16 protein-coding genes and 3 tRNA genes are annotated in these 19,204 nt (G+C 61.1%); 10 read left to right on the top strand and 9 right to left on the bottom strand.

The features are described 5' to 3' along the window. The first annotated feature begins 1 nt into the window (after position 1). From sufB to sufU, 4 genes are read left to right on the top strand one after another with little or no spacing between them, the layout of a single operon-like run. A complete protein-coding gene (gene sufB / locus AAAX75_RS06620) occupies positions 2-1,414 on the top strand; it encodes a Fe-S cluster assembly protein SufB (RefSeq protein WP_349091526.1) in 1,413 nt (470 codons plus the stop codon). Then, entirely contained in the window at positions 1,414-2,685 is a 1,272-nt protein-coding gene (locus AAAX75_RS06615) for a SufD family Fe-S cluster assembly protein (protein ID WP_349091525.1), read from the top strand. Before sufB ends, AAAX75_RS06615 begins: the two co-directional genes overlap by 1 nt. Beyond that, complete coding sequence (locus AAAX75_RS06610) at positions 2,682-4,007, top strand: SufS family cysteine desulfurase (protein ID WP_349091524.1); 1,326 nt, start codon at positions 2,682-2,684, stop codon at positions 4,005-4,007. The genes AAAX75_RS06615 and AAAX75_RS06610 overlap by 4 nt, the downstream gene beginning before the upstream one ends. Continuing rightward, complete coding sequence (gene sufU, locus AAAX75_RS06605) at positions 4,000-4,434, top strand: Fe-S cluster assembly sulfur transfer protein SufU (protein WP_349091523.1); 435 nt, start codon at positions 4,000-4,002, stop codon at positions 4,432-4,434. The genes AAAX75_RS06610 and sufU overlap by 8 nt, the downstream gene beginning before the upstream one ends. Before the next feature lie 661 nt (positions 4,435-5,095). Here sufU and AAAX75_RS06600 read toward each other — a convergent pair. Then, positions 5,096-5,908 (bottom strand): transposase, encoded by an 813-nt coding sequence (locus AAAX75_RS06600; RefSeq protein ID WP_349091522.1) that lies wholly within the window; start codon positions 5,906-5,908, stop codon positions 5,096-5,098. 403 nt (positions 5,909-6,311) lie between these two features. Here AAAX75_RS06600 and AAAX75_RS06595 point away from each other — a divergent pair, with 403 nt between their 5' ends. The 4 genes from AAAX75_RS06595 (at position 6,312) to dinD (ending at position 10,939) form a co-directional block, all read left to right on the top strand. After that, the gene (locus tag AAAX75_RS06595) at positions 6,312-7,046 is read left to right on the top strand and encodes a nitrogen-fixing protein NifU (protein WP_006235554.1); all 735 of its coding nucleotides are present in this window, start codon (positions 6,312-6,314) and stop codon (positions 7,044-7,046) included. An 18-nt stretch (positions 7,047-7,064) separates the two neighbouring features. Beyond that, entirely contained in the window at positions 7,065-8,069 is a 1,005-nt protein-coding gene (locus AAAX75_RS06590) for a GGGtGRT protein (RefSeq protein WP_006235553.1), read from the top strand. A gap of 321 nt (positions 8,070-8,390) precedes the next feature. Beyond that, positions 8,391-9,917 (top strand): FAD-binding protein, encoded by a 1,527-nt coding sequence (locus AAAX75_RS06585; RefSeq protein ID WP_349091521.1) that lies wholly within the window; start codon positions 8,391-8,393, stop codon positions 9,915-9,917. Positions 9,918-10,078: 161 nt separating this feature from the next. Next, positions 10,079-10,939, top strand: coding sequence for a DNA damage-inducible protein D (dinD, locus tag AAAX75_RS06580; RefSeq protein WP_349091520.1), 861 nt, complete (start codon positions 10,079-10,081; stop codon positions 10,937-10,939). A 263-nt stretch (positions 10,940-11,202) separates the two neighbouring features. On the opposite strand, the gene AAAX75_RS06575 is transcribed toward dinD, so the two are convergent. From AAAX75_RS06575 to AAAX75_RS06555, 5 genes are all read right to left on the bottom strand, one after another. Further along, positions 11,203-11,275: transfer RNA gene (locus AAAX75_RS06575), tRNA-Lys, on the bottom strand. A 43-nt stretch (positions 11,276-11,318) separates the two neighbouring features. Then, positions 11,319-11,394 (bottom strand) — tRNA-Lys (locus AAAX75_RS06570). A gap of 22 nt (positions 11,395-11,416) precedes the next feature. Then, a tRNA-His gene (locus AAAX75_RS06565) sits at positions 11,417-11,493 on the bottom strand. Between the two features lie 28 nt (positions 11,494-11,521). Further along, positions 11,522-11,839, bottom strand: coding sequence for a hypothetical protein (locus AAAX75_RS06560; RefSeq protein ID WP_349091519.1), 318 nt, complete (start codon positions 11,837-11,839; stop codon positions 11,522-11,524). Continuing rightward, positions 11,833-12,015, bottom strand: coding sequence for a hypothetical protein (locus tag AAAX75_RS06555; RefSeq protein WP_349091517.1), 183 nt, complete (start codon positions 12,013-12,015; stop codon positions 11,833-11,835). The genes AAAX75_RS06560 and AAAX75_RS06555 overlap by 7 nt, the downstream gene beginning before the upstream one ends. A gap of 84 nt (positions 12,016-12,099) precedes the next feature. On the opposite strand from AAAX75_RS06555, the gene AAAX75_RS06550 reads away from it, so the two are divergent. After that, entirely contained in the window at positions 12,100-12,840 is a 741-nt protein-coding gene (locus tag AAAX75_RS06550; RefSeq protein ID WP_349091554.1) for an aminotransferase class I/II-fold pyridoxal phosphate-dependent enzyme, read from the top strand. Between the two features lie 141 nt (positions 12,841-12,981). Continuing rightward, entirely contained in the window at positions 12,982-13,872 is an 891-nt protein-coding gene (locus AAAX75_RS06545) for an ROK family protein (protein WP_022094812.1), read from the top strand. Positions 13,873-13,985: 113 nt separating this feature from the next. On the opposite strand, the gene AAAX75_RS06540 is transcribed toward AAAX75_RS06545, so the two are convergent. The 3 genes from AAAX75_RS06540 to rho form a co-directional block, all read right to left on the bottom strand. Further along, complete coding sequence (locus AAAX75_RS06540) at positions 13,986-14,435, bottom strand: VanZ family protein (RefSeq protein WP_346978810.1); 450 nt, start codon at positions 14,433-14,435, stop codon at positions 13,986-13,988. Positions 14,436-14,442: 7 nt separating this feature from the next. Next, entirely contained in the window at positions 14,443-15,843 is a 1,401-nt protein-coding gene (locus tag AAAX75_RS06535) for a hypothetical protein (RefSeq protein ID WP_349091516.1), read from the bottom strand. A gap of 311 nt (positions 15,844-16,154) precedes the next feature. Next, positions 16,155-18,710 (bottom strand): transcription termination factor Rho, encoded by a 2,556-nt coding sequence (gene rho, locus AAAX75_RS06530; protein WP_232219741.1) that lies wholly within the window; start codon positions 18,708-18,710, stop codon positions 16,155-16,157. Positions 18,711-19,204 lie beyond the last annotated feature (494 nt).

Genomic DNA, 19,204 nt, shown 5'->3' with positions numbered 1-19,204 from the left:
AATGACCAAGAACCGCACCGAGGTCGCGGACATCGACCGCAGCCTCTACGACTTCACCTATGGCGAGGAGGGATTCGAGCGCCTCGACGCCGGCATCACGCCCGACATCGTGCGCGAGATCAGCGCCAAGAAGGACGAGCCGCAGTGGATGCTCGATCTGCGCTTAAAGTCCCTCGAGATTTTCAATCGTTTTCCCGACCCGACGTGGGGCCCCTCCATCGAGGGCCTGGACATGGACAACATCGTCACCTACGTCAAGCCCAACACCGATCAAAAGCACGACTGGGAGTCGGTGCCTGACGACATCAAGAACACCTTTGAGCGCCTGGGTATCCCCGATGCCGAGCGCAGCTACCTGGCGGGCGTCGGCGCGCAGTACGACTCCGAGCTCGTCTACCACAACATGCAGGACACCGCGTCCAAGATGGGCATCGTCTACTCCGGCATCGAAGAGGCCCTGCACGACCCGCAGTGGGAGCCGCTCATCCGCGAGAAGTTTATGACGCTCATCCCGCCCACCGACCACAAGTTTGCGGCCTTGCACGGTGCCGTGTGGTCGGGCGGCTCGTTTGTCTACGTGCCCAAGGGCACCAAGCTCGACTTCCCGCTGCAGAGCTACTTCCGCCTCAACGCCAAGGGCGCCGGTCAGTTTGAGCACACGCTCATCATCGTCGAGGACGATGCCGACCTGCACTTTATCGAGGGCTGTTCCGCGCCCAAGTACAACGTGGCCAACCTCCACGCCGGCGCCGTCGAGCTCTTTGTGGGCAAGCGCGCGCACCTGCGCTACTCGACCATCGAGAACTGGTCCAAGAACATGTACAACCTCAACACCAAGCGTGCGCGCGTGGACGAGGATGGCGACATCGAGTGGATCAGCGGCTCCTTCGGCAGCCACGTGGGCTACCTCTACCCCATGAGCGTGCTCAACGGCCGTCGCGCCCGCTCGAGCTTTACCGGCATCACCTTTGCCGGCGCCGGGCAGAACCTCGACACCGGCTGCAAGGTCGTGCTCAACGCGCCCGAGACCTCGGCAACCGTCGAGACCAAGGGCATCTCCAAGAGTGGCGGCATTCAGACCTTCCGCAGCTCTATTGTGGCGACACCCAAGGCCGAGGGCTCCAAGGCAACCGTGAGCTGCCAGTCGCTGATGCTCGACGACCAAAGCCGCTCCGACACTATTCCGGCCATGGACATCCGCGCCAAGAACGTCGACATCGGCCACGAGGCCACCATCGGCCGCATCGGCGACGACAAGGTGTTCTACCTGATGAGCCGCGGTATCTCGGAGGAAGAGGCCCGTACCATGATCGTCAACGGCTTTGCCAACCCGGTCTCCAAGGAGCTGCCGCTGGAGTACGCCGTCGAGATGAACAACCTGATTAAGCTCGAGATGGAAGGAGCGATCGGATAATGAAACAGGAAACCAACACCGCTGCTACCACGCTCGAGCAGGTCAACGCGATGCCGGCTGCCACTTGGGGCTGGCTGAAGATGAATCAGACCAAGCTCGAGCTCTCTGACGAGCTTGCCGCCGCTCCCACCGAGACCATTGAGGTCGAGGGCTTGGACGAGCAGTTTACCGGCGTGGCAGACGCGTTCGACGCCGCCATGGACGCCATGGCCGAGCGCTTCCCCGAGCGCCGTGCCTCCGCCCCCGGTGATGCCGCCGGCCGCGCCCGCATCACGCCCGAGACCGAGCTCGACGTGCCCGCAACCTCCGTCTACCAGGCCGGCGCCATTAAGCTCGAGGAAGAGCTCTCCCCTGCTGAGGCCTTCGAAACCGGCATGGGTGAGGCTGCCTACGCCTACTTGGCCGAGCACGCTACCAAGCGCATCGTCATCGATGTGCCCGCATACAAGCACGCCACGGTTACCGTGCGCGTGAGCGGTGTCGATGCAGCCGCGGCCATCGCCGCCATCGACGTCGTCGCCCGTCCCCAGTCGACGCTCGATCTGCTTATTGCCCTGGACTCCCCCGTTGCCGGCGAGGGCGTCGTGGGATCCGTGCTGCGCGTGTGCGCCCACGAGTACGCCACCGTCAACGTGGCCTGCACGCAGACGCTCGACGATAGCTGGATCGCACTCGACGACACCGGCCTGTTCCTGGACGAGGGCGCGCGCGTCAACGTGCAGCACACCGTCCTGGGCGCTGGCGCCAGCGCCACCGGCCTTGCCGGCGACCTGCTGGGCGATACCGCCAAGGTCACCATCGATACTGACTACCTGGGCGCCCGAGAGCAGGTGCGCGACTTTAACTACGAGCTGCGCCACCGCGGTCGCAAGACCGAGTGCGAGATCGACGCCAACGGCGTGCTGACCGGCACGTCCAAGAAGGTCTACCGTGGCACCATCGACCTCGTGCACGGCTGCAAGGGTGCCGTCGGCACCGAACGCGAGACGGTGCTCTTGGCCAACAAGGGCGTCGACAACAAGACCGTCCCCGTCATCCTCTGCGACGAGGACGACGTCGCCGGCAACCACGGCGCCACCATCGGCCACGTCCGCGACGAGCAGCTGTTCTATCTCGCCTGCCGCGGCCTTGACCAAAACGCCGCCGAGGACCTGTTCATCCGTGCCAAGCTGGAGGACGCTGCGCTTTCCGCGACCGACGAGCGCACCCGCGCCGCCGTCGTCCGCTTGGGCAACAACCTGATCGACAATTTCGAGGAGGAGCTCGCATGATCGACACCGAGCACGTTAAATGCGACACCTGTACCGCACCGGAGCCTATGGAGCTCGACGCCAGCGACGAGGCCTCACGCGGCTGGCCCACCGTAGACATCGAGACCAATCCCTACAAGGCGCAGTTCCCGCTGTTCCAGCAGCACCCCGAGATCGCCTTCCTCGATAGCGCCGCCACCGCGCAGCGCCCTGCCTGCGTGCTCGACGCCGAGCGCGACTTCTACCAGCGCATGAACGCCAACCCCCTGCGCGGCCTGTACTCGCTGTCCGTCGAGGCCACCGAGGCCATCGCGAAGGTGCGCCAGCAGATTGCCAACCTCATCGGCGCCCCCCGGGCCAACGAGGTCGTCTTCACCCGCAACACGAGCGAGTCGCTCAACCTGGTCGCCAAGAGCTTTGCGCCAACGGTGCTCGAGCCCGGTGACGAGGTCGTCATTACCATCATGGAGCACCACTCCAACCTGATTCCGTGGCAGCAGGTCTGCCGCGAGACCGGCGCCAAGCTCGTCTACCTCTACCCCACCAAGACCGGCCAGCTCACCACCGAGGAAGTTCTTGCCAAGGTTGGTCCCAAGACCAAGATCCTGGCCGTGGGCCAGGTCTCCAACGTGCTGGGCGTCGAGAACCCGGTCAAGAACCTCGGCAAACTCGTGCACAAGTACGGCGGCTACCTGGTCGTCGACGGTGCGCAGTCGCTGCCGCACATGCCGGTCGATGTGGCCGACCTGGGAGCCGACTTCTTTGCCTTTAGCGCACACAAGGCCATGGGCCCTATGGGCATCGGCGTGCTGTGGGGCAAGATGGACCTGCTCAACGCCATGCCGCCCATGCTCACCGGCGGCGAAATGATCGACTCTGTCACCGAGCAGGACGCCGTCTGGGCGCCCGTCCCCGAGAAGTTCGAGGCCGGCACGCAGGACGCCGCCGGCATCTTCGCCACGGGTGCGGCACTCGACTACCTGGTCAACACCGTGGGTTACGAGAACATCCAGGCCCGCGAGCAGGCACTCGTCCACTACCTGATGGGCGAACTCATGCAGCTCGACTTTGTCCAGATCATCGGCTCCATCTATTGGGACAACCACCACGGCGTTGTGAGCTTTAACGTCAAGGGCATCCACCCGCACGACGTCGCGAGCATCATGGACATGGACGGCGTCTGCATCCGCGCCGGTCACCACTGCGCGCAGCCGCTGCTTACCTGGCTGGGCGTCGAGAACCTTGCCTGCTGCCGCGCCAGCGTGGCCTTCTACAACGACAAGGCCGACATTGACAAGTTCATCGCCGGCCTGCATCACGTTTGGAGCACGTTCAATGGGTAATCTGTACACCTCCACCACATTTATGGAGCACAACTCGCACCCCGACTACAAGTACGAGATGGATGCTCCCACGCACGAGCACGACGGCATCAACCCCAGCTGCGGAGACGAGCTCACTCTGCAGCTGCGTGTCGAGAACAACGTGATCGAGGAGGCCTCCTTTACCGGCCACGGCTGCGCCATCAGCCAGGCCAGCGCCGACATCATGGCCGACCTCATCACCGGCGAGACCGTCGAGGAAGCTCACCGCCTGGCAGAGCTCTTCCTCGCCATGATCCGCGGCGAGCAGCTCTCCGAGGAAGACCTGGAAGACCTGGACGAAGCCGCCCAGCTCCAGGACATCTCGCACATGCCCGCCCGCGTCAAATGCGCCGAGCTCGCCTGGCGCACCCTCGACGGCATGCTCGAGGGGCAAGCTAACCAGTAGTTTATGCCCCGAATCCAAGGTTTTTGATTGCCGAGCCGCCCGATACGGGCGGCTCTGTTTTTACCTAATGAGCGCGAACGCACAAAGTCCGCGCGTCCGGCGCCCCGTCTGACATTTGCCACACAGCCAGACGCGAGCACGGGCGTTTTCCACAGCACCAAAGGCCTGCGGCAGGGCCCCGGGCCCGCCAAGCAATGCGCCAAGCCCCGTTCTGCGAAGCTCCGACTCGCTTCGCGCCTGCCGCAGACGGGTCCCATAGGGAGCGGCGTGCATTTTTGCGAGTATTCAGCACGCCAAGCTGTGTGTATACGCATCGAAAGCGTTAATCAACGTCTTTAGGCGCATATATATTGTGCTTTAGAACAAGCATCGCGGTCTGACGGGACGCAGGCACGCGCTTCGGGGGCGCAACGGCGGGAATCAATAGCTTCGGGACCCGTATGTTGCAAGATTGCGGCGGTGCCGACAGCAACACGATGCTGAAAACTCCGTTTTTTGCACGGCGCAGACGGGGGTAGGCACGGGCAAACCCGGACCGAGCCGTTATTTTATGCAAGATGGCGATTTTTCTATGCATATTAAGAAGTGCAGTTACCGTACCAAGCTTTTAGAACAATGGTTGTGGCATATGGGCGACCCCAGCTGCGGTGCACAGGCAGTCCTACGCCACGTTTCGGCCAGTCTGCACCGCCGTTCGTGCACAGGCACGCACGATACGAGAAACGGTACTTTTGCCAATCCCCGTATATCGCTCAATCTGACGCACCGTAAAACCGGCATCGTGCAATCCAAGAATGACGATATTGCGCTGCGCCGACGGCGCGGCTTTAACCCCGTGGAGCGGAACCCCGAGGCTCTTCGCCATCTTGTCGGCAAAGGCGTGGCGTTCCCACTCCGTCTCTTTCATATCGCCCAGCGCTGGCTCGCCGCCGTCGGGCGTCGAAAGCGAATGGGTAATAAAGCCCTCGGCAGAACCAAAAAGCTCAAGCACGCAAGAAGGATCAGAAAATCCCCTCGCGACATCAGTCGCGTCACCGTCGTAAGCGCGCAAATGCTCGGCAAAGCTGCTCCAGGGATAACGCTCGATTAAGCTGATGCCAGCCTCCTGCGGATCGGCGTGTACGGAACGAATAGCCTCCATCACCTGCCAGTCGGTATCGAGCGAACGCCGGTCAAAACGGTTCTGGAACAGATGGCCTGTGCGCCCCGTGCGTTTATTGAACCGCCGCGCGTACGTCAAAAGCAACCGGTGCATCGCCGCGCTCATCCTGTCCTCGTAATCTGCAAGCACCAAATGCACGTGAGTGCCCATAAGACACCAGGCGATAACCGTCACGCCCTCCTCGCGGCAGCACTCGCGCATCAGCTCCAAAAACTCCCATCGGTCTTCATCGCCCTCAAAGATGAGCTGCTTGCCCGTACCGCGGGCACAGACATGGTAAAAGCCGGTAACCGTTCTCCAAACGCGCTGCATGGCGCTCCCTTCGCCGGGATCTGCTTACCATCCAATACAGCACGATTGAAGCGTGCCATCAAAACATTCACGCAAAACAATACACTCGCGCGGCCAAAGGCAGCAAACAGGCGGCGAACGGCACCGTTGCAACAGGTCAACCACTGCAACGCTTGCAAGAGCGGACCAAAAGCTTGCCCAAGACGGACCCCCTCTACGGAAGTTCATGACCACAGAACATAGAGTTAAACCGTTTCAATTAAAACTTCAGGACTTCTCGCTACGAAAACTGAGCCGTTCGCCGAATATTCCGTGCATTTCGCGGTATTATAGGGGCTGCATGTCATGTCCCTTTCGAAGGGTCGCCCGGCAATCGCCAGCCACGACCCCCAGACGGGACGCCAACACGATAGAGAGGAGAGGCATGCAGTACTCACAGGAAGTGGAGAACATGTGCCCCGTTGCCAAGGGTGCATACCACGGCCCCGCACCCATCCCCGAGGAGGGCAAGTGGGTCCAGGCTAAGGAGATTTCCGACATCTCCGGTCTTACGCACGGTGTGGGTTGGTGCGCACCTCAGCAGGGCGCCTGCAAGCTCACGCTGAACGTCAAGGACGGCATCATCGAGGAGGCCCTCGTTGAGACCATCGGCTGCTCGGGCATGACCCACTCTGCCGCCATGGCTTCCGAGATTCTTCCCGGTAAGACCATCCTCGAGGCCCTCAACACCGACCTCGTCTGCGACGCCATCAACGTTGCTATGCGCGAGATCTTCCTGCAGATCGTTTACGGCCGCAGCCAGACCGCGTTCTCCGAGGGCGGCCTGCCCGTGGGCGCCTCCCTCGACGACCTCGGCAAGGGCCTTCGCTCTCAGGTCGGCACCATGTTCGGCACCAAGGCCAAGGGCGCTCGTTACCTCGAGCTCGCTCAGGGCTACGTCACCCGCATGGCTCTCAACGACAAGAACGAGATCATCGCATTCGAGTTCCTGAACCTCGGCAAGTTCACCGACGCCGTTAAGGCCGGCAAGACCCCCGAGGAGGCCATCGCTGGCGCTATGGGCCACTATGGTCAGTGGGAGAACGCTGCCAAGTACATCGACCCGCGCACCGACGAGGAGACTCACTCCGTCGCCAGCGTGTTCCCGGTTCACGAGTAGAAAGGGAGGGAAATAACTATGACTGTTACGTTCGAAGGTTACGAGCGCCGCGCTGACAAGATCAACAAGTGCCTCGCCGACAACGGCATCGCCTCCCTCGAGGAAGCTCTGCAGATCTGCACCGACAAGGGCTTCAACCCGCGTGAGATCGTCAACAACACCCAGTCCATCGCCTTCCAGAATGCCGAGTGGGCCTACACCCTCGGTTGCGCTCTCGCTGTCAAGCGTGGCGCCAAGTCCGCTTCTGAGGCTGCCGCCATCATCGGCGAGGGCATCCAGGCCTTCACCGTTCCCGGCTCCGTCGCCGAGGACCGCAAGGTCGGTCTGGGCCACGGCAACCTGGGCGCTATGCTGCTCTCCGACGACACCGAGTGCTTCGCCTTCCTGGCCGGTCACGAGTCCTTCGCTGCCGCTGAGGGTGCTATCGGCCTGGCTCTGAACGCCAACAAGGCTCGCAAGAAGCCGCTGCGCGTCATCCTCAACGGTCTGGGCAAGGACGCTGCTCAGATCATCGCCCGCATCAACGGCTTCACCTACGTGAAGACCCAGTTCGACTACTTCACGGGCGAGCTCAAGGTCGTCGAGACCATCCCCTACTCCGATGGTCCCCGCGCCGCCGTTAACTGCTACGGCGCCGACGACGTCCGCGAGGGCGTTGCCATCATGTGGCACGAGAACGTCGACATCTCGATCACCGGTAACTCCACCAACCCCACGCGCTTCCAGCACCCCGTCGCTGGCACCTACAAGAAGGAGCGCCTCGAGGCTGGCAAGAAGTACTTCTCCGTCGCTTCTGGTGGCGGCACTGGCCGTACCCTGCACCCGGACAACATGGGCGCCGGCCCTGCCTCTTACGGCATGACCGACACCATGGGCCGCATGCACTCCGACGCCCAGTTCGCCGGTTCTTCCTCCGTGCCTGCGCACGTCGACATGATGGGTCTCATCGGCATGGGCAACAACCCCATGGTCGGTGCCACCGTCGCCTGCGCTGTCGCCGTCGAGGAGGCCCTCAAGGCCTAATCGCGCCCGCGCGATGCTCATATAGTTGAGCTTTGGAGCCGCTACCTTTCGAGGTAGCGGCTCTTTTTGTTTGCCCCGTCTCAAATTGGTTACTCTTATTAGAAGGTCCGATGTATCAGTTGCGGTGAAATACGGACTGAATTGCATCCATACAGGCCAAAACAGTCCGTATTCCACCGCAACTTATCAAATAGGCCGACCGAAGTGGCCGAGTCCATCTGACGCCCACCTGCCATATTTACCCTTTACCGATTTGCCGAGTCTTTGCGGCCCCATTGCCGATCACCCGTGCGACAATGCGCCGGACGAGAAAGGAATACGATGGAATCGACTGATGCACTGGTAATTGGATCTGGCATTGCGGGCCTTTGTGCCGCCATCGAAGCGGCACACACGGGTACAGCCGTCACCGTGGCAAGCGCCGGCAAGACCATGAGTGGATCGAGCTTCTTCCCGGGTACCTGGGGCCTCGGCCTCATCGGTCCCGTCGACGAAGACGACGAGCAGGACCTCATCGACACCATCTTGGCCGTCAGCGGCGGCGTTGCCGACCCCGAACTCGTCCAAGCGTTCGTCCACGGCATTCCCCAAGCGATTGACTGGCTCGAGCAAGACCTGGGCGTTGAGCTCCAGCGTCCGCAAAGCGCTGAGAGCGCTCAGCAAAATCAGTTTATCCCCTGCTTTGACCACAAGACGCGCATGTGGCGCGGCCTCACCCGCAAGCCCCTTGAGGACGCTCTGACGACCTGGATCGAGTCGCTCGGCATTCGCCTGCTCCCCCGCCATGAGCTTATCGACCTTGTTGAGGACACGAACGGCAGAATAACCGGAACCGCACTCTACGACCTTACCGAAAATCGAATCGTGCCCTTTGCTGCCAAGGCCACGATCATCGCAGCCGGTGGCACAGGCGGCCTGTTCGAGCGCAGCCTTACGTCGGCTGATGTACTCAGCTCCTCGCAGGCCATCGCACTGGCGCACGGCGCATCGCTTACTAATATAGAGTTCATGCAGATGATGCCCGGCTTCATCGAGCCCAGGCGTAACTTGGTCTTCAACGAGAAAACCTGGCGCTACGTACATGTAGACCAGCCGGTAGATATTGCCGACGACAAGCTGGACGACCTGCTCGAGCAGCGCTCTGGATATGGTCCCTTCACGTCACGCTTGGCCTCCCGTGCTATCGATCTCGTCATCGATCAGGCAGGTGCCGAAGGCCTGGCACTCCATTACGACTTCCCCTGCGAGGATGTCCCAGAGTTTGTGCAGACCTTTGCCACCTGGCTGCAAGACGAGCACGGCATCGCCCCGACTGACGAGATGCGCGTTGCGATGTATGCCCATGCCGCTAACGGCGGCATCAAGATCGATAAGACCGCGTACACGGGCGTTGAGGGCCTCTACGCTTGCGGCGAGGCGACAGGCGGCATGCACGGCGCCGACCGCATTGGTGGCTTATCAAGTGCCAACGGCATCGTATTCGGACGTATCGCAGGCGCATCGGCAGCCCTTGCAGCGCAGAAAGAGCCTGAGACAGCCCTGAAGGCGGATATCACCCTCCCCCAGTACGGCATTGCCACAACAGATGCCGAACGCCTGACACACAGCCTTAGGCACACGATGAGCACCTTTTGCATGATCAACAGGACCGAAACAGGCCTATCCGAGGCACTACACGAGCTTGAGGGCTTGAAGACGGAGGCAACGACCTTGAGCACACAGAAAGCCCAGGACAGCGAAGTCGCAGCCCTCGCCCGCCTGCAATCGCAGATTCAGCTGGCACAGGAAATGGTCAAAGCCATGCGCAAGCGAACCGAAAGTCTCGGGTCGCACTATCGAGCGGATTAAACCGGACACCTATCTAAAGCAGAACACAACCAATCGATATCCATGGGCCCCGTGAGCTCGAAGCAGCACGGGGCCCATTCGTGTCCGCACGACAGCGTATCCTTATTCTGAATACAGAGCGGAAAAAGCCCGCATAGAAAATAGACCAGCGAGGAGGAGATATGGACAGTAGAGATATCGAGAAGTGGCGTATCGAACTTGATAGCTACGCCAATGTGGAAGACGGCGTTGAGTATTGGCTCGCACGCGATTTAATGGAACCCATGGGGTACACTCGATGGGAGAACTTCGCCGAAGTTGTTAAGAGGGCAAAAGTCTCATGCGAAACAAACAAAACTCCAGTTGATTCCCATTTTCGTGACACCACGAAAATGGTAACTGCCGGTGTCGCCGCTCGCGCGGTTAAAGACTACAAACTTACGCGCTATGCATGCTATTTAATCGCACAGAACGGAGATTCAAACAAGCCAGAGATCGCGCTCGCCCAGGCATACTTTGCCGTGCAGACGCGCCGCCAAGAGCTCATAGAGCAGCGCTTCGCAGAGATTCAGCGCTTGCAGGCGCGTCACTCGCTATCCGATTCAGAGAAACAGCTCTCGGGTATTGCGTTCAAACGCGGCGTGGACTCCAAAGGATTCGCGATCATCAAGTCGAAGGGCGATGAGGCGTTATTCGGCGGCAGAAGCACGGCGGAAATGAAGCAGCAGCTCGGCGTACCCAAGAGAGCGGCATTGGCGGACAGGTTAGCCGATGTCCTCATCAAAGCAAAGGACCTTACGAACTCGATGACGGCCTTCAACGCCGAGGAACACGACCTGTACGGCCTGGACCAGATCAAGCAAGAGCACGTCGAGAACAACACAAGCGTGCGTGGCAGCCTCATCGACCGCGGAATTGTCCCCGAGAACCTACCGCCTGCCGAGGATACAAAAAAGCTCGAGCGTCGCGTGAAGACAGACGAGAAGAAACTCAAGGAGGGTACTGACGGTTTTACCGATCCCCAGGGTAGGCTCGATCTGTGAAAGCGGCTGTGCCCTTTCGGGTTCGACCCCATGCGAGGTCAACAAAAAACGACCAGCCTGAGCCAGTCGCTTTAACAATCTTTGGGTGGGCCGTCAGGGGGTCAGCCTGCTGCGCAGGCGGTCACTGCGGCGCTTCGCGCCTTGCGCGCTGCGCTGGCAAATGCTTACGCATTTCCTCAGCTCCGCGCCCCGACGGGTTCGACCCCGTGCGAGGTCAACAAAAAAGCGACCAGCCTAAGCCAGTCGCTTTAACGATCTTTGGGTGGGCCGTCAGGGGGTCGAACCCTGGACCTTGGGATTAAGAGTCCCCTGCTCTACCAACTGAGCTAACGACCCAAAGCTAAAGTCCGTTATGGCGGACTTTAGAGGAGATATCGTGTGGTGGGCCGTCAGGGGTTCGAACCCTGGACCTTGGGATTAAGAGTCCCCTGCTCTACCAACTGAGCTAACGACCCGATATCAACACGAAGCAAGAACTGGGGTGGGTAAAGGGACTCGAACCCTCGACCTACGGGACCACAACCCGTCGCTCTAGCCAACTGAGCTACACCCACCGTGTCCTGTGCGCTTCGCGCTCGACTATTATTGCAAGGAACGCCACGCGATGCAAGCCCCAATTTTCAAGAATTTTGAAAAGAGTTTTTCGAGCGCGTTTCGAGCAATTCCCACCGGTTCCATAGGAGTAAACTTGCCCCACTGCAAATCCTCGAAAGGACCGGCATGAAAGAACTCTCCAACCGCACGGCAACATTTACCGATTCGGTCATCCGCCGCATGACACGCATCTCCAATAAGTACGATGCCGTCAATCTCTCGCAGGGCTTCCCCGACTTCAATCCTCCGGCGCAGCTGCTCAACAGCCTGAGCACCATCGCCGCCGACCCCAAGCCGCTCTACCACCAGTACTCCATTACCTGGGGCTCCCAGGCCATGCGCGAGGCGCTCGCCGCCAAACAGGAGCACTTTATGGGCATGCCGATCGACCCCAACCAGAATATCGTGGTCACCTGCGGCTCCACCGAGGCCATGATGGCCGCCATGATGACGGTTACGAACCCCGGAGACAAGGTCGTCATCTTCTCGCCGTTCTACGAGAACTACGGCGCTGACACCATTCTCTCGGGTGCCGAGCCCATCTATGTACCGCTCAACCCGCCCACATTCGATTTGACCGCGAGGCGCTCGAGGCTGCCTTCCGCGACAACGACCCCAAGGCCATCGTCCTGTGCAACCCTTCCAACCCCTGCGGCAAGGTCTTTACGCGCGAAGAGCTCACCTTTATCGCCGACCTGTGCAAAAAGTACGACGCGTACTGCATCACCGACGAAGTCTACGAGCACATCGTCTACGCGCCCCATGAGCACGTCTACATGGCCACGCTGCCCGGCATGTTCGAGCGAACCATCAGCTGCAGCTCGCTGTCTAAGACGTACTCCATCACCGGCTGGCGTCTGGGCTACACCATCGCCCCGGCCCAGATCACCGAGCGCATCAAGAAGGTCCACGACTTTCTCACCGTGGGTGCCGCCGCTCCCCTGCAGGAAGCCGTTGTCACCGCCCTCAACTTCGACGACAGCTATTACGATGAGGTCCTCGACCTCTACACCGCCAAACGCGACCTGTTCTGCCAGGGGCTCGATAGCATCGGTCTTGAGCATAACGTGCCGCAGGGCGCCTACTACGTCATGATGGACATCTCTGAGTTTGGCAATGACAGCGACCTCGAATTCTGCGAGGACCTCGCATCCAAGGTGGGCGTGGGCGCCGTGCCCGGCTCGAGCTTCTTCCGCGAGCCCGTCAACCATCTGATTCGTTTCCACTTTGCCAAGCGGGACGAGACGCTTAACGCGGCACTGGAGAACCTCAAGTCGCTACGTGATAAAATCAAGCCGCGCGGGTAAGGACGGCCCGGCAACTAAAGCAACCAAAGAAGCCCCGCACCGCCCGCCACGTTGCGAGGCTTCTTTTTATAGCGCTTTCTTAAATGGTTTAGAGCCCTATACTTTAGTCACGGAGCAACTCGTCCCAGAGAGAGGAATACTATGGCAGAACAGCAGCTTATCGGAGCGCTCGAGGCCGGCGGCACCAAGATGGTCTGCGCCACGGGCTATGCAGACGGTACGGTCCTGGAGCGTGAGCAGATCGCGACCACGACCCCGCAGGAGACCGTTGAGGCCGTCAATGCATGGTTTGCCGACAAGGGCATCGCCGCGCTGGGCATCGGCGCCTTTGGCCCCACCGCAGTCAACCCTGCCTCGCCCCAATACGGCAAGATCCTGGAGACGCCCAAAACGGCATGGCGCTACTTTGACCTGCTGGGCACTATCCAAAACGAGCTCAATATCCCCTGCGGCTACGACACCGACGTCAACGTCGCCTGCCTGGGCGAGGTCACCTTTGGTTGCGCCCAGGGCCTCACTGACGTTGTGTATCTGACCATCGGCACCGGCGTGGGCGCCGGCGTGCTCTCGGGCGGTAAGCTCGTACACGGCATGATGCATCCCGAGGCCGGCCACATCCTGGTCACGCGCGACCCGCGCGACACCATTGGCGAGCACAGCGCCTGCCCCTTCCACGACAATTGCCTCGAGGGTCTCATCGCCGGCCCCGGCGTTAAAAAGCGCTGGGATGGCAAGAGCGCCGGAGACATGGCCGATGACCCGGAGGCCATGGACCTGCTCGCAGGCTATCTGGCACAGGCGCTCATGACCTACACGCTGTGCTACGCGCCGCAAAAGATCATCATCGGTGGCGGCGTGGCCGACCACACCCCCATCGTGCCGCTCGCGCGCAAGAAGTGCGCCGAGATGCTCAACGGTTATATCGTCACGCCCGAGGTCAACGACATCGATACCTATATTGTCAACAACAGCCTTGAGGGCAAGCAGGGCATCATGGGCTGCCTGGCCCTGGGCGCGCAGGCGCTTCAGTAACAGACGCACCCACAGGGCGTGGCGCGCCCGGCAAATCCAACCTACGGAACGACGCCACCACGCCCTATATAAGCCCTCTAATAAAAAAGGCCGCCTAGCACCAAGCATACGTCCTAGGCGGCCTTTTTGGCACATATGAGCGATCGTAGTAGATATCGGAGCACAACGCCCGTTGCCGCTCCACAGCAGTCGATCATCACATCGGTGATCATGCCGGCGCGTCCCGGCACAAAGAGCTGAATCGTCTCGTCGATCGAAGGAATCAGCAGCAGGAACACCGCCGTGGGCAGCAGCACGTCAAAGGTGCGCCGGCCCTCAAAATCAAAGGCGTGCGTTGCCAAGATGCCGAGCACCATATACTCGGTAAAATGCGCGCACTTGCGAACAACAAAGTTGGTCACCCATTCATATGGAAGTCCCACGCCGTGCAGGAAACCGCGGATAGCTTCCATGACCGTTAGGCTCAGCGAGCCCGACCCCGAGCCGGGAACCAGCGAATTGCCCCAGATCAAGAGCGCCATCAGGCAGGTCACGACCGCCCATTTTCGATTGATCTTAACCATGCAGAAGTTATGCCTCCGCGCGGAGCGGCGCGAAGCTGGCGGTACCGCCCTCGATAACGCTCAGGTAGGCACGGCCCGTACGCTTGGCGGTAGAGGACTGCAGGCGCTCGATCTCCTCCTCGAGGATCTGATTGACGCGCTCGTGACGACGGTTTTCCATAATGCCGGCGGCAATAGCCTCGGCCCGCTCGATGCTCTCGCGCGAGATACGGGCAGTATCCTCGGGGAACACAGCGCTGTGACGGCCGACATAGGCGGGGGCAGCAGGCTGAGGGGCAGCGACGGGAGCGGGGGCTGCAACAGGAGCAGGCTCGTCAATCTCATCCAGAATCGCGGTGGCGGCGGCCCACATGTCCTCGTGGCCCGAGTAATCAGCCATGGGGACATCAACCTCGAGTGAGGCATCCGGAAGGTCGCCGGTGTCGATGCGATCTTGGGCATCAATCGATGCGGTGATGGCTGCAGGCTCATCGAGGTCATCGAGATCGATGTCCGCGGCACCGGAGATGATAGGCATGCTGGCGAGGTTTGCATTGTACGGCGCAGCCTCAGCCGCCTGCTGCTGGGCAGGAGCGCCCCACAGCGAGCTTTCGGCGGCACGGCGGGCGGCAACGGCCTCCTCGTCCGCAGTCATGGCTTCATCAACGTACGAATTGTCGGCAGAAGCGTTCGCGTCCGCCGAGGTAGCGCTGTAGGCGTTATTGGCTGCCGCGTTGGCGACGAGTGCCACGAAAGCCGCCGTGCTGCCCGCAGGGGCGGCCTGGGAGCCAGACACGGCGCGTGCCGCGGCGGCGATGTCGTCGCGATTGAAGGAGCCGGTCTGCCCGCCGTTGGTGAGCTCGTCGATGGCGACTTGATAGACGTCGCGCGAGTGTGCAGGGTCGCAGCTCACCGGCGAATCGTCGTCGAGCATACTGTCGATCATGGACCAAGCCTCGTCCTCGTCCATAGCGTCTGCGGCTCGAGCGATGGTAGGGACACCATCATCGGCATGACGGCGCTGGAACGCACCAGTCAGGCCGGAAAGGAATGCCGAGGTAGACTGCTCCGCCTGAGCCTGAGAAGCAGAAGCCGCAGCGTAAGGAGTCGCATCCTGCTGCTGAGCTGGAATCGAGGCGGTCTTGAACTCGCTTTGATGCTGATTGAGATTGGCGGCACCGCCCATGACATCGGGCTGGAACAGACGCTCTTCACGCTGCGCACGATACTCGGAGATACCCAGCGAGGCGGCATAGATACCCACGCCCGCCACCGCGCCCACGGCGAAGGGAACCGCACCCGCCACGACCGTCTCGTTCACAGACGAAAACGGCAGCGTCGCGGCATACATAACCACGGGAGCGGCAAGGCCGATCCCGCACGAAAGTCCGGCAAGGACTGCTCGTTGTGTTGCATCAGAAGAAGCCATGAGCTCTCCCCATCTTCCAGCACCCAAATCGCATCATTCAGTTGGCTGCGCGAGAGAAGATGAAGCGGGGCTATGCCCCAAAGCAACGGTATATGGTTCGTTTCATCTGCGTTTTCCGTCGCGAAGCTTTAAAGCTATTATGCGAAACCGCCCTGTCGATTGCAAGCGACGATGTCGGATTGAAACGGGAAACCTGCTGCTTGCCAGTCTTATGGTCAAAAAAGCGCGGAGCGGCGATATAGAAAAGGGCCGAGGCTCAAAGCCCCGACCCTTTATTGCATTGATGACTATCGCTGCGTGTGGATGACAACCTAGAACGTCTGCTCGTAGTCGCTGTGCTTTTTGGCCGAACGCACCAGGAACTCCTGGTTGGTGTTGGTGCCCTTAAGACCCTTGATAAACGACGCAGCTGCGCGCTCGGTGTTGTTCATGCCGGCAAGAATGCGACGCAGGCCAAAGACAAACGGACGCATCTGCTCGTCAACCAACAGGTCCTCGTTACGCGTACCGGAGGCAACGGGGTCGATAGCCGGGAAGATGCGGCGGTCGGCCAGGTCGCGGTCGAGCTTGAGCTCCATGTTGCCGGTGCCCTTGAACTCCTCAAAGATGACCTCGTCCATCTTGGAGCCGGTGTCGATGAGGGCAGAGGCCAGGATGGTGAGCGAGCCACCGTTCTCGATATTGCGGGCTGCGCCCAGGAAGCGCTTGGGCGGATACAGTGCCGCCGAATCGACGCCGCCCGAAAGGATGCGGCCTGAGGCGGGCGCCGCCAAGTTGTAGGCGCGGGCAAGACGCGTGATGGAGTCGAGCACCACCACGACATCGCCGCCCAGCTCCACGATGCGCTTGGCGCGCTCGATGACGAGCTCTGCCACACGAGTGTGGTTGTCGGCGGGCATATCGAAGGTCGACGCCACAACCTCGCCCTTGATGGAACGCTGCATATCGGTAACCTCTTCGGGGCGCTCGTCGACGAGCAGGCAGATGAGGTGCACCTCGGGGTTGTTAATCGAGATAGACTGGCAGATCTTCTTGAGGATTGTGGTCTTGCCGGCCTTGGGCGGGGACACGATCAAGCCACGCTGACCCTTGCCGATCGGCGACACGATGTCGATGGCGCGACCGGTAATGGAGTCCTTGCCATGCTCCATGCGCAGCGGCTCGTTGGGATAGACCGGGGTGAGGTCACCGAACTTGGGGCGGTTGCGAATCTGCTCGGGGTCTAGACCGTTGACGGTCGTGATTTTGGCGAGGCCGGCGCGCTTGTCGCCGCCGCGCGAAGGACGAAGCGAGCCCTCGATGACGTCGCCCGTGCGCAGACGCGCGGAGCGGATGAGGTAGGCGGGCACGAAGGCGTCGTCGTTGGACTTCATGTAGCCATGGGCATGGATGATACCGGAGCTGTCCGGACGAATCTGCAGGATGCCCTTGATGTCGCGGAAGCCCTCGGCCTTCGCGGCGGTGACGTAGATCTCCTCGACGAGCTCGGCTTTCTTCTTGCCGGTCGTCTCAATCTCGAACTCCTTGGCCTTCTCGCGCAGCTCGGCGACCTTCATGGCCGCGAGCTCCTCGCGCGAAAGCGTGGGCTCGGTGGGAGCGGCATTACGCTCCTTGTTGCGCTGCTTGCGATCGCGCTGGCGGTTGCGGCGGTCGTTGTTGCGCTCGTCCTTGCGCTCGTTGCGCTCGTCGTTGCGCTTGTGCTGGCGACGGTTGGGGCGAGCGCCGTCTTCGGCCTCGGCGGGCGCGGCGCCATCGGTTGCGGCGGCATCGGCGTTAGCCGCAGTATCATCGCTGGCCTCGGCCTTGGAATCGCCCTGCAGCTCGGCCTCGGCCTGCTGCTCGGACGCCTTGGCCTTAGCGGACTTCTTACGACCGCGCTTGGGCTTCTCGGACGCAGACTGTTCGACGTCTTGGGGCTCGGCGGCATCAGTCGATGCATCGGCGGTCGTCTCGGCGGAATCCTCGGACGCACCCTTCTTGGCAGTCTTGGCCTTGGACGTGCGCTTAGCAGCAGTACGATGGCTGCGACCAGGACGGACGTCGGCGGGCTCGACATCGGCGGGAGCGGCCTCGGAAGTCGTAGCATCCTGGACGGGTGCATCGGCAGCGGTTGCAGACTCGGCGGTCGCCGCAGCATCCCGAGCGGCTGCAGCTGCGGCTGCGGCCTTCTCTGCCTCGACGAAGGCCTTGGGCTTGCGACCGCGACGGTGCGGGCGCAAAGCCGGATCGACAACGGGAACTTCGCTGGCCTCGACAGGCGCAGCGGACTCAGCAGGCGATGCGCCCTCCCCTGCCGCGGAACGAACCGAAGCCTCGGTGAGCTCGAGGGTTACCTGATCGGCAACCTGCTCGGCCTTAGCAGCCGTGCGACGGCGTGTGCGCGGTGCCGGCTTCTCGGTCGGCTGGTCGGCGGCAGGTGTCTCGGGCACAGACGGAGCTGCAAGCTCGGTCAGAGCCGCGGCCTCGCGCTCGGCAGCACGACGGCGGGCGCGCACCACCTGAGCCTCGCTAATCTGCGCCAACGCACGCGCCTGCGCGACCTCATCGGAAATCGGCTCCGAGGAGTCAGCTGCAACGGTGCGCTTGACGCGCGTCGTGCGCGTGGTACGGCGCTTGGGCTTGGTGACCTCCTCGCCGTCAGCAGCAGACTTGGCCGTGCGGCGCGTACGCTTGGGCTTTGCCGGAGCAGCCTCCTCACCAGTTGCAGGCACGGCCTTCTCAGCCGCTGAAGGCGTAGGCGTCGAAGCAGCCTTAGGCGTCTCAGGAGCCGAGGCTTGCGCGGGCGCCGCGACCTGGTCCAACGCAACCGGTGCAGCGGGAGCGGCTTGCGTCGTCGTTATTTCGTTTTCTTGCTGTTGATCAGACACAGTGTTTGCTCAACTTTCTTTTCAAGCCCTGTGATCACATGCTCCCTGCATAAACCTTCAGGGCGGCTAAACAGTCTAGCTCCGTCAAATACCGACGGACATCATTGATCTGTATCGAGATATTTGCGTCATATACGCAGCGTTAGTGTAACACAACCGCAACCACCTGCAACTTAGTCATTGAGGACGTTCTTAAACGACTAGTCAAAAGGGACAATCTTTGGTTTAACACCCACAAATCTGACTGCCTCCGCCAAAACTGTGGCGGTTTACTACGATGAATCGCTCAACCGCGATCACTCCGAAACTTGTTGAACTAAAACCGCAGGTAGATGCCTTGCACTTTTTTGCGAAAAGCCGGCGTAGTTGGAATTTCTCATTTCATCGTAGTAAACCGGCATAGTTTCGTATTTCCAGCAGTTCCAAATTCGTCAATACGTCGGCGTTTGCAAAAAGCCCGACCTCCGTGGGAGATCGGGCTTTCAAGGCTTAGT

It is taken from the genome of Collinsella sp. CLA-ER-H7, from assembly GCF_040092345.1.
Classification (GTDB): domain Bacteria; phylum Actinomycetota; class Coriobacteriia; order Coriobacteriales; family Coriobacteriaceae; genus Collinsella.
Note: the sequence above shows the minus strand (reverse complement) of the source record. Positions and strands in the feature narration are given on the sequence as shown.